Origin of the sequence: Pedobacter agri PB92, from assembly GCF_000258495.1 — a bacterium.
Lineage (GTDB): Bacteria > Bacteroidota > Bacteroidia > Sphingobacteriales > Sphingobacteriaceae > Pedobacter > Pedobacter agri.
Map to the genome: position 1 here is coordinate 1 of NZ_AJLG01000168.1, position 10913 is coordinate 10913.

Annotated in this window: 10 protein-coding genes; 4 read left to right on the forward strand and 6 right to left on the reverse strand. The window is 40.4% G+C overall.

The genetic code is table 11. The annotated features are described in order from the left end of the window. From ON09_RS19120 to ON09_RS19130, 4 genes are all read right to left on the reverse strand, one after another. On the reverse strand, positions 1-2245 hold a 2245-nt coding region (locus tag ON09_RS19120), incomplete at its 3' end, for an error-prone DNA polymerase (RefSeq protein WP_238533748.1). Further along, positions 2184-2399 carry a PHP domain-containing protein gene (locus tag ON09_RS26265; protein WP_238533749.1) on the reverse strand — a complete coding sequence of 72 codons (216 nt, stop codon included), beginning with the start codon at positions 2397-2399 and terminating at the stop codon, positions 2184-2186. The genes ON09_RS19120 and ON09_RS26265, both read right to left, overlap by 62 nt. 2 nt (positions 2400-2401) lie before the next feature. Beyond that, a complete protein-coding gene (locus ON09_RS19125; RefSeq protein WP_238533750.1) occupies positions 2402-4009 on the reverse strand; it encodes a Y-family DNA polymerase in 1608 nt (535 codons plus the stop codon). After that, a complete protein-coding gene (locus ON09_RS19130) occupies positions 3903-4640 on the reverse strand; it encodes an ImuA family protein (RefSeq protein ID WP_010602677.1) in 738 nt (245 codons plus the stop codon). Before ON09_RS19130 ends, ON09_RS19125 begins: the two co-directional genes overlap by 107 nt. Before the next feature lie 87 nt (positions 4641-4727). On the opposite strand from ON09_RS19130, the gene ON09_RS19135 reads away from it, so the two are divergent. From ON09_RS19135 to ON09_RS19145, 3 genes are all read left to right on the forward strand, one after another. Beyond that, the gene (locus ON09_RS19135) at positions 4728-5354 is read left to right on the forward strand and encodes an alpha-ketoglutarate-dependent dioxygenase AlkB family protein (protein ID WP_010602678.1); all 627 of its coding nucleotides are present in this window, start codon (positions 4728-4730) and stop codon (positions 5352-5354) included. Beyond that, positions 5347-5796: a hypothetical protein gene (locus ON09_RS19140; protein ID WP_010602679.1), complete on the forward strand. Its 450-nt coding sequence runs from the start codon at positions 5347-5349 to the stop codon at positions 5794-5796. The genes ON09_RS19135 and ON09_RS19140 overlap by 8 nt, the downstream gene beginning before the upstream one ends. A gap of 187 nt (positions 5797-5983) precedes the next feature. Next, positions 5984-6565, forward strand: coding sequence for a hypothetical protein (locus tag ON09_RS19145; RefSeq protein WP_029204477.1), 582 nt, complete (start codon positions 5984-5986; stop codon positions 6563-6565). Positions 6566-6676: 111 nt separating this feature from the next. Here ON09_RS19145 and ON09_RS19150 read toward each other — a convergent pair whose 3' ends face one another. Then, a complete protein-coding gene (locus ON09_RS19150) occupies positions 6677-8200 on the reverse strand; it encodes a sensor histidine kinase (RefSeq protein WP_029204478.1) in 1524 nt (507 codons plus the stop codon). Positions 8201-8524: 324 nt separating this feature from the next. Between ON09_RS19150 and ON09_RS19155 the strand changes: the two genes are divergently transcribed. Further along, positions 8525-9727, forward strand: coding sequence for a glycosyltransferase (locus ON09_RS19155; RefSeq protein WP_010602682.1), 1203 nt, complete (start codon positions 8525-8527; stop codon positions 9725-9727). Between the two features lie 51 nt (positions 9728-9778). Here ON09_RS19155 and ON09_RS19160 read toward each other — a convergent pair whose 3' ends face one another. Then, on the reverse strand, positions 9779-10825 hold the full coding sequence (locus ON09_RS19160; protein WP_010602683.1) for a glycosyltransferase: 1047 nt from the start codon (positions 10823-10825) through the stop codon (positions 9779-9781). Positions 10826-10913 lie beyond the last annotated feature (88 nt).

Sequence of the window (10913 nt, forward strand, 5' to 3'; positions counted from 1 at the left end):
TTCCAGCTTTTTCTTCTAAGGTATTGTCATAAAAAGAATGATTTATATCTATCGGCCGAACTTCTACGCCGTGTTTTCGGGCATCAATTACAATTTGGGCAGGCTGATAAAATCCCATTGGCATGCTATTGAGTAATGCTGCTGCAAAAACATCTGGATAATAACATTTTAACCAGCAGGAAACATAAACCAGCAAGGCAAAACTAGCGGCATGGCTTTCCGGGAAACCATAACTTCCAAAACCTTCCAGTTGTTTAAATATTCGCTTAGCGAAATCTTCATCATAGCCTTTGGCTACCATGCCCGAAATTAATTTTTTTTCGAACTGGGTAACCATGCCTTTCAGTTTGAATGTTGCCATACTCCGGCGAAGTTCGTCGGCTTCGGTAGGGGTAAAACCAGCCGCCACAATGGCAATTTTCATCGCCTGCTCCTGAAATAGTGGAACGCCAAGTGTTTTACTGAGAATCTCCTCCAGTTCCTTCGATGGATAACTTACTTCTTCTTCGTCATTCCTTCTTCGCAAATAAGGATGAACCATATCGCCCTGAATAGGCCCAGGCCGAACAATGGCCACCTCGATCACCAGATCATAAAAACGTTTAGGTTTTAATCTAGGAAGCATGGACTGTTGAGCCCGACTTTCAATTTGGAATACTCCAATGGTATCTGCATGACTAATCATTTCATAAACTTTTGGATCGTCATTTTCATTGATCTTTGCCATGGTCAGATCGAGGTTATAGTGCTGTTTTGCCAAATCAAAACCTTTGCGGATGCAGGTGAGCATGCCTAAAGCCAGAATATCAATTTTCAAAAAGCCAAGGGTATCGATATCATCTTTGTTCCATTCAATATTGGTGCGGTCTGCCATGCGGGCATTTAGGATAGGACAAAGATCAGTCAGTTTACCTTGCGTAATCACAAAACCGCCCGTGTGCTGACCCAACTGGCGGGGGAAACCCATCATTTGGCCGGTAAGGGAAAGCACTTTTCTCAACAAGGGATCATTTGGGTTAAGGCCTTGTTCTGTAAGGCGATTGCCTTCAAACCATTCATCCGTAAATTCCCAAATAGAAGCCGAAAGCCGGTTAATGGTGTCCACTGAAAGTCCCATAACTTTGCCTACATCTCTGATGGCGCCTTTTTGCCTTTGCTGGGTTACAGTAGCCACAATTGCTGCCCGGTCCCGGCCATATTTCTCGTAGATGTACTGAATTACTTCTTCCCGGCGTTCATGCTCAAAATCCACATCAATATCAGGTGGTTCATTACGGGCCGAAGAAATAAAACGTTCAAATAATAAATCGAATTTTGTAGGATCAACAGAAGTGATGCCCAGGCAATAACAAATGGTAGAATTGGCTGCAGAACCACGACCCTGGCAAAGAATTTTCTGCTCACGGGCAAAACGAACAATATCGTAAACGGTTAAAAAATAGGCAGCATATTCCATTTCTTCCACAAATTTCAGTTCATGGTTAATGTTGCTGACAATTTTTTCAGGCAAATCATCGCCAAAAATTTCATGTGCGCCTTTCCAGGCTAAATCGGTGAGTTCGGCTAATGGAGATTTCTCTCCACTTGTAATTTCTTCCGGATAAACATACTTCAGGCTACTTAAACTAAACTGACAAGCATTGGCAATGTAAACCGCATTTTGCAAGGCTTGCGGATATTTCCGGTAAAGCCTCAGCATTTCTTCAGGGGCTTTAAGGTGGCGTTCGGCATTTTGAAATAAATGAAAACCTGCCGTTTGGATGGTGCATTTTTCACGTACACAGGTTAATACATCCTGAAGTTCGCGACGTGATGGGGTGTGATAATATACATCATTAGTAGCTACTAAAGGAATGTTTAAATTTTGAGAAAGTTGTGTTAACCGGAACATCCTTTTTTGATCCTCGCCTTGATAATTCCTCGAAATGGAAAGATAAAGCTGATCATGAAGATTTTTTTTGTACTCCGCAAGGTCGTTTGGGAAATTTGATTCAAAATCAAAATTTGCAGAAAGTGTATCAGGCGGGATGGCAATAAATAAAATTCCTGCAGCGTGTGCATAAACATCTTTGCGATAAATCAGGCAGCTGCCTTTTTCTGTACGCAAATTACCCAAACTAATTAAAGCCGATAGGCGGGCGTAAGCTTCCTGATTGGTGGGATAAGCCAGCAGACTTGGTCCGTCAGCTAAATTTAGCCGGCATGCCGGAATAATTTCTATTCCCAGTTTTTTTTGCTGCAGCATGCGCCCGAACAATGCCAGCAAGCGTATTGTGATCAGTAATGGCAATTTTGGTGTAGCCCATTTTAGCAGCTTCTTCCGCCAATTCTTCAGGATGTGAAGCTCCCCTTAAAAAGCTGAAATTGCTGGTTACCTGTAGTTCAGTATATTCCATCATGATCAGGCAAAAAAACCATGAATAAACCAGCGTGAATTTTCGGCAGAATAATGTCCGGCCCTAAACAGCCAATAGCGACATCCATCATCATCTTCCACAATATAATAATCGCGATGCTCGCCATCCTCCAGCCACCAGGAACGCTCCAGGCGCTCGGGTCCATCAGCTTTTTTAATATTGTGTTTTTTTCCCTTGTAAATAAAGATTAATGGCGGATAATCAGGAATAGGAGCGGTAACCTGTATGTTTTCGGGTTGGTGCAACAGGTGGATTGGGCGGCCCAATGGATTATGCCAGGGCAGGTTACTATTCTCGCTAAGTGCTGCTGTTTTTTTAATCGCCCGTTCCGGCCAATATTGCGCCTGTGGCAAAAAACGGCGAATCGCAGCTAGACCTACTTTTCCTGCTACACGATCGAGCAGGGCAGAAAGGGCAGGGCTCTGGAGATCTGACTGAGTTATCCATAATTTATCCTGGGCCTGAATAACGGGTTCTACCTTATTTGCGGTCAATACAAAAAGTTCCACGCCTAAACCGGGAGCCAATTTATCAATATTTAAAGCAAAGAGTTTAAACAAATGTTGAACATCATTATTGCTTTGATTGGTGCCAATGCTGGTGCGGATGATTTTTCCATCTATCCTAAAACCTTTCAGTTCAGCGCTACGTAAACCTAAACCTTCTTTTTTTAGTAGGCTGCAAAGCTGTTCCAGTAATTTTTTAATGGCGATTTCAATTGCCGTTGCCGTTTTGATGGGTTCCAGGCAGGGCAGGCGTTCTTCATATTCGGGTACAACTACAATCGGATTAAATACTTCTGGTACATCACCCATCGCCTGGCCAATGCGATGCAACAGGTTTTCACCAAAGCGGCGACGTAAAACGCTGCGAGGCATTTGAATGAAACGTTCAATTTTTTGCAGCCCCAGTTTATTTAAACGATCTAAGATACTTTGCTCCAGCCGAAGAGCGGCCGGTGGCAATGAAAGCAAAGCGTAATATTGCCTTTTTTGCGCAACAACAAATTCCTGAGTGCTGAAACGGGAAACGGCCCAACTTGTTCCAATGGTATCGGCAATGGCTGGTTTATTGGTGTAGCCCAGTTCTTTCAGGCGTTTGCTGATTTGGGCAAGATAATGTGCTTCTGTATCCCATAAATGAGTGCAGCCTGAAGCGTCAAGCAAAATGCCATCGGGTAAGTCAATGCTCACAAAAGGAGTATATCGAATGCACCACTCTGCCAATCCCTGTAAAAGTTTAGCGTTTCGATTGGGTTTATCATCAAAAGCTTCCAGTTCATGTACCAGTGCCCTGGCATCCGCCAGCACCATGCCTATTTGTATACCTTGTTTTGAAGCCAACGCGTTGCAGGCCGTGATGATGATACGGCCTTTAACAGCAGCAGTAAATACACAAGCCACCTCTTTTAGTGCTGGCCTGCGGATGCCGAGCCAGTCCGTTAATAAAAACGGAAACCAAATGCTCACAAAACGCTTTCCCATGTTAACTTGCTTGTAGTTTTCTAAATGTTTGTAATACTTCAGTTTGCTGTTCGAAGTTTTGAAAGCACGTTCCATTCCAGGAGAGTTTAAAACTGCTGGGTTGTGCATTCCTCACTTTTAACAATTCTACAGACCATGAAGGCTGACCCACGCCTGGCATCCCATCTGGTAATATGCTGGGTAAATGTTTAATTTGCCAACGGGCAAGGCAGGTTGTATTATTAAGTTGTTGGGGCTGGTGTCGAATAATAAAAGCCGGAACTTTGCTTTTTTCGATTACCAATTGTAACCTTCTGGATTGACTAAAACTCAGTTCGGGGATTTCGGCCACTACTGCACTCAGATTTTCACATTTTAAAGCTTCTTCTAAGACCCATAATATTTCTTTGTGGTTTTTAAGGTCGATAAAAATAATCTGGTCGGGTTGTAAGGCAAAGCGCTGCATGGCTGGAGGAAAAACGTTTCGCGTAGCACTAATCCATATGGAAGGGCCACCCGTTTGCATTAATGCTGAAAGGATTGCATTGATGAAACCCGTACTTGCAGCAGCATCTTCAGTTTCGTTAGCGATAAACTCATGGATACCGGTAAGCGGAAAATGCTGGTTTGGAAAAGCTTTTGCCAATAGTTTTAATTGCGGAAAAACATCATCCTCAATGCTCAGTGTACCATAACCTTGCATGCCCAGAATTTGTTTTTTCAAATCTGCAATGATGTGCTGTTTAGATGCTTTTTCCATAATTAACCTCCTATTTTTAATATTTTAGGCAAATATAATGCTAAAAATATTAGTAATTTATAAAAAGTTTTGCACCTTTGCTAACGTATGGAACAATTGAGTTTTTTTGCTGAAGCAGGGCAAACTGTTGGATTGCCTGTAGATATTTTAACTTATCAAAGCGATTTTTTAGCGCCTGCTTTCAGCGATGAAATGTTGGCGCATTTGATACAAAATACACCCTGGAAACAAAAAGTAGTACGTTACTATGATAAGGAAGTTATCACACCACGGCTATCAGCCTGGTATGGTGATCCTGAACAAATAGACTACAATGCTCTTGGTAAATCAATACCATTAAAATGGACTGAAGAACTGCTCCAACTTAAAGAAAGGGTAGAACCTGTTGCAGGTATTAATTTTAATTCCGTATTGCTCAATTACTATCGTAACGGACAGGATTCGGTAACCTGGCACAGTGATAATGAAACCGTGATGGGGTCTCATCCCATTATTGCTTCTCTTTCTTTTGGACAGGTTCGCTGTTTCGATATCCGGCTCAAGGAAAATCATGCCGAGAAATATTCCATCCGTTTGGAACACGGATCTCTACTTTTAATGAAAGGAGATTTACAGCAAAAATGGGATCATCGCATTGCTAAATCAAAACAATACATGAAGCCGCGTATCAATCTTACATTCAGAAGAATAATTAATCCCTTATTACATGATTAAACTTCATTACCTTCACGAAGATCCTACCCAAGAATTAGGATTTAGTGCCTATCTGTTATTGCAGGAAGAAAATCATCATTCATTTTTAATCCTCAATGATGATGAGATTTTAGGGCAAATTGATTTGTCGAATGGGCATTGGCGAAATCTTGCCGATCAGAAACTGGATGAAGAATTTGTAAAATCCATTAGCAAATTCATCATGGCCCAGCAGTTTCTGCATTTGCCAAAATTAATTAAAAACCGCTGGAAAGATTTTGTAGCAGAAGTGGTGGTGCAATCAGAATCAAATTATTTGATCGTTACCAAAGCAGATATTGACTTTGAAACTTTTGAAAAGATATTCAGTGATTTTGTTCCGCAATTGATAAAAGAAGAATGGCCAATCACTTTTAAGGTATATGATGCAGGATTTAATCAGGAATTTGAATTAAGGGTTTGATGGAAGATTATGATAAGCGTATTGATAAGGATTTCGATGAATTTTGCTTGAAGTGATACTCTTTAAAGAAGTTTAATAAAAATCTATCTCTCTCATAATCAGTATGCTTGTAAAACTTGAAAACATTTCTTGCCAGATCATGTTGAAGGGGTGGTTATCAATAATGATGATCATTTTAAACATTTATATGAAAAAGATTTTTATCTCGAGCTTATTTTCTTTCGCATTATTTGCTGGTGTGGCTAACGCACAGATTCAAAAAGGTAATGTAATGGTAGGTGGAAACCTAACAAACATCAATTTGGGGTTAGATGATCCTAAAATTTTCAGTGTAGATATTACGCCAAAGGCTGCCTGGTTTATTCAGGATAATGTTGCATTAGGTGGTTATGTAAATTTTGGTTTAGAAACGGCCAAAAATTCAAATACTACAACCAGTTATGGTGTTGGTGCATTAGGACGTTATTATGCTGGAAGTGATGTGGAAGTTATCCGTCACGGACGTTTCTTTGCAGAGGCTACTGCAGGTATTGGTGGTGTAAACGTAAGTAAAGGTGGTGGAAATACAAACGGCTTAAACTTAAGTGTTGGTCCGGGTTTTGCCTATTTTATTACGCCAAACATCGGTTTAGAAACATTATTGAAATATAATGGATTAGTTGGTTTCGGTAGTGCTACTACACAAAGTAACTTAAATTTATCTTTTGGTTTTCAAATTTATTTACCTGGACAGCGTACAGCTAACAAGGTTAAAAACGACGTAAAATAATTTAAGCATTTTTGAATGGGCCGGCAATCATTACAATGATGCCGGCTTTTTTATGGCCTGATATTTAATTCCTAAACCATCGTTTGCACAGGAATAAAATCTTTCAATAAGCTATTTTTGATTGATGTTTCTTAACCAGGTCAATGCTTCATCAGCCTGGTAAAAGAATAGTATTTCTGATGTTTTCTCTTCATTGTCTACACTTTTTTGAGCAGATAACTGGCTGAAAGCACTGGCAGAAAATATCCAAGCCAAATATTTCAGGCCAGCCAGTTCCATCAGCGGCAACCATACTTCAGCTGCCCAGTCTGATGCTTCTGACCAGGTGCCCAATACCAAACGGTTATCGTTAAAAACTTTAGATCGTGGATTTGCTTTAAAATACTCGATCATCAAAGCGCCACCATGTTTTACCGATCGCATGTCTTGATGGCCTGTCCATTCCACGTACATAATGTCATCATCCTGCGGACAGGAGATGCTAAGGTATCGGTCTTTATAGTTAATTTTTGTTTTAATTTCTGGTTGGATAGGGTGGTCTGCTTCCAGTGGTAGTTTGAAGAAAAATGTGGCACCTTTTCCAAGCTCACTTTCTATCCAAAAACTTCCGCCATGCCTTTTAATAATTTCGGCAGAAATGAATAGTCCTAATCCAAGTCCATCAAATCTGCTTGAGGAGTTGTCAGCCCGATAATACCTGTCGAAAAGCCTGCCTAAATGCGAGCGCTCGATGCCAATGCCAAAATCTGTTACCGAAACGATCACATTTCCATCTTTAATATTGGTGCTTACTAAAACCCGATCTGCTTCAGGAGAATACTTTACCGCATTAGATAAGAAATTTTGTACAACCTGTTCTAAACGGTAATGATCGCCGGTAAACTCAAGATTTAATTCATCAGTTAGAATAATTTTATGTTTTGTAGAGACTGACTGAGCGGCTGATATGGCATCACGAAGCATTTCTGAAAAATTAAAATTTTCTAAGTTGAGCGACATTTTGCCAGCATTAATTTTGCTCACATCCAATAAATCTTTAATTAATTTTTCAAGCCGGGCAAGCTGTCCCTGTGTTCGCAATAAATAGTCTTTTATTGTGCCATCACTCGCTTTGCGCAACATTACCTGGTTGTAAGCACGGATAGAGGTTAGCGGTGTTTTTAGTTCATGGCTGGCTATAGAGATAAATTCATCCTTACGCGACTCAATATCTTTATGACTTTGAATGTTGGTATTGGTGCCTACCCAAATGGAAGGTTTTCCTGTCCGTTTAACCAAAACAGCTCTTGCCAGGTGCCAGTAGTATTGTCCATCGGTAAAGCGCAAGCGAAATTCTGTAACATATTCTTTTTCGGTGTTAAGTGCCTCCTGCCACCGTTCAATACTTTCAGTAATGTCTTCCGGATGAACAAAGGCTTCCCAGCCGCTTTCGATAATTAAAGCCTGCGGATAGCCAAAATCACGGCAAATGGTATCGTTAACATAATCGATTTTACCATCGCTTCCGGCTGTCCAAACTTGCTGGGGCAAGGCATTAAGTAAAGATAGAGAAGAGAGATGATCTCCCTCATTGAAGGAAAAATCGTTTTTTAGGTTCTCCTGATCATGACTTGTAGCTTTCCCCGTGTTTTTCATGCTCAAATCTAATAAATCAATAAAACAAATTTGAATAATTCTAATGTCGGGATAAATGCTATTTAATTTAATGAATGACAATAGATTTTAAGATCAACTAAGATGTCAACAATCTATATATCTTTTAGAATGGTTTAGCATCACACTATTTCCGACCGGATTTATTCCCGTAGAAATCGGAATGAATAAATTAAACAATTGATTAAAAATTGCTGTTGTCAACTTGTAGTTGTGTAGCGCAAATGACAATTCCTATTTCGGCTTATTAATCCGGTTATTCCTAAATCTCTTGCATAACGCAGGAAGTTGAATTAATTAAAATATATGAATCAGCTTTTACCAATAGAAACTAAGTTTCTTTTCAAAGGAGAGGTACATCCCTCACTTCAACTGTCTGTAATTGTTCCTGCGAAAAATGAATCTGGTTTCATTGTTAAAACACTTGATGCATTGCGTTTACAATTGAACGAGCTGGGGATCGCGATAAATATGGATTTATATGAAGTTTTGGTTTTGGCGAACAATTGTACTGATGATACCTTCCATATCTGCAAAATGTATCAGCAACAATACCCCGAATTTCATTTACATGTAGAATGTATTGAACTGGAGGAAAAACAGGCTCATATTGGTACGGCCAGAAGATTATTGATGGATGCCGCACACCTGCGTATAATGAAGGTGGCAGGCAAACGTGGAATCATTGTTTCTACAGATGCAGATAGCGAAGTAGCACCGGATTGGGTTTACCATATTATGAAGGAAATAGCGGCGGGTGCAGATGTGATCGGGGGTAGGATTTTACCACGTGATACACCAGAAATCAGCAGGCGTCATCATTTAAGGGATGTCACTTACCGGTTTTTAAAAACCCGTTTAGAATCGGCTATTGATCCCAGCGATACAAACCCGTGGCCCCGCCACTTTCAGTGTTATGGACCTAGTTTAGCCGTAACCTGCGAAATGTATGAAAAAGCTGGTCGCCTGCCCATGATCCCTTATTTGGAAGATGAAGAATTTCGCAAAGCCCTGAATCGGGTAGATGCTAAAATCAGGCACTCACCAAAAGTGCGCATTTACACGTCTGGCAGGTTAGATGGACGGGTTAAATTTGGTTTTTCCGTTCAGCTGAAACATTGGTCGGAAATGAGCTTAAGAAGTGAAGAGCAGCAAGTAGAATCTTTAGATGCCTTGATTTTTAAATTTGATTTCAAAAACAGGTTAAGAAATATTTGGAATAATGGCAATTTTGAAACCTATTCATTATCAGCTTTAGCTGCACTTGCAGATTGGGCAGAAATGGATGATGTTGAACTCGTTAATATTTTTAATACCAGTATTTATTTCGAGTCCCTATGGGAAAAAATAGAACAGCGGTTGCATCAGCAGGGGCATTCATCTATTGTTTATGAACCGATTAATCTGGTTATTTCAGCCATGAGAATGCATTTTCATCAGAGGAGTAAGGTAACAATTAAAAAGCTTACAAAGGAGTTAATCGTTGGTTCAAAAGCACTTGCAGGCTGAGCAGGAGAAAACCCTTTGATTGAGAACTGATCAACACTAAAATCTTAATATTTAGAAAAATTTTTTTCCAGTATTGATGATGGCATTAGCTACGTTGCTTAACGCAGCTGCATGAATAACATCTTTCCAATCTGGTTCTTCACTGCTGATTTTTTCAAATACATCAGCCCAATTGGTATGGTATAGCTGGTGCGGATGTATAATTAAGATTCCCGATCGGCCTTCGATAGATTTTGCTTTTTCTAGTTGCTCCTCAAACGGGCGGGCTTCCGGAATGCCGATAAATCTTTTATTTAGACTGGCCATTTCCATAACGGTATTATGGCCTGTGTTCCCCATCATCAGCATCGCTTGACCAATTAGTGGCGCAGGATCATTCACCTCTCCATGGAATTGCAAATTCTTTAAATTATGAGTCTCCCGATTAGTCAATCCCATTACGTTAAAATGGTAGGAAGGGCAGGACTTAGCGATGTGCTGTAATAGCTCCGGGTTTATCGATGTACCACCTTTTCCAACGAGGATACAAATCATTTTCGGATCAGTTTCCTGATCGTTCTTTGTCTGATCAAATTTTGAAAATCCACCTGCAAAAAACGTTTTTTTGAATAAATGATCTTCTTCGCCGATGTACATGGATTTCGCAAACGGAGCGATTAAAAGTTCAGCACTGTCATAAGCCAATTGATGTGCCAAGTCATTACGTTTACCGTGTTGTCTGATGATGATCGTTGGAATGCCGGCTAAACGAGCCAGTAAAGCAACTTCAACAGATACATCGACCACCAAAATTAAAGGGTAATGGCTCCGAAATACATCAGTCATGATGCCCACCCGATCTCTGCTTCCCTGGATACCCAATGGGGCATAATGTAATCCGGCTGGCGGGAGTGGGCTTTCAATTACTTTCTCATTTTCTTCCGGAATATCTAATGGAAGATGTACCAGCGAAACATGTGGCGGCAACTGCTTTATTTTGTTAAGGCCGCTACCCATTAATATCACCTGATAACCTTTTAGCGCATTAACAATCTGCATGGTGCGCATTAAATGGCCTGAGCCATGATGATGAACGTAAAAAGCAATGGTAAAAGACATAACCTTTAGCGTTTTTTGAAAATATCAATCCGATAATCGGCTGTGCGTGAGCCACGCAAATGTATGAGCGAAGATTGAGTGTGTACGT

What these genes read in the sequence shown, in the direction of transcription:
- ON09_RS26265 (WP_238533749.1), bottom strand. Translation starts at nt 2,399, where the DNA reads ATGATGGAATATACTGAACTACAGGTAACCAGCAATTTCAGCTTTTTA.
- ON09_RS19125 (WP_238533750.1), bottom strand. Translation starts at nt 4,009, where the DNA reads ATGCACAACCCAGCAGTTTTAAACTCTCCTGGAATGGAACGTGCTTTC.
- ON09_RS19130 (WP_010602677.1), bottom strand. Translation starts at nt 4,640, where the DNA reads ATGGAAAAAGCATCTAAACAGCACATCATTGCAGATTTGAAAAAACAA.
- ON09_RS19135 (WP_010602678.1), top strand. Translation starts at nt 4,728, where the DNA reads ATGGAACAATTGAGTTTTTTTGCTGAAGCAGGGCAAACTGTTGGATTG.
- ON09_RS19140 (WP_010602679.1), top strand. Translation starts at nt 5,347, where the DNA reads ATGATTAAACTTCATTACCTTCACGAAGATCCTACCCAAGAATTAGGA.
- ON09_RS19145 (WP_029204477.1), top strand. Translation starts at nt 5,984, where the DNA reads ATGAAAAAGATTTTTATCTCGAGCTTATTTTCTTTCGCATTATTTGCT.
- ON09_RS19150 (WP_029204478.1), bottom strand. Translation starts at nt 8,200, where the DNA reads ATGAAAAACACGGGGAAAGCTACAAGTCATGATCAGGAGAACCTAAAA.
- ON09_RS19155 (WP_010602682.1), top strand. Translation starts at nt 8,525, where the DNA reads ATGAATCAGCTTTTACCAATAGAAACTAAGTTTCTTTTCAAAGGAGAG.
- ON09_RS19160 (WP_010602683.1), bottom strand. Translation starts at nt 10,825, where the DNA reads ATGTCTTTTACCATTGCTTTTTACGTTCATCATCATGGCTCAGGCCAT.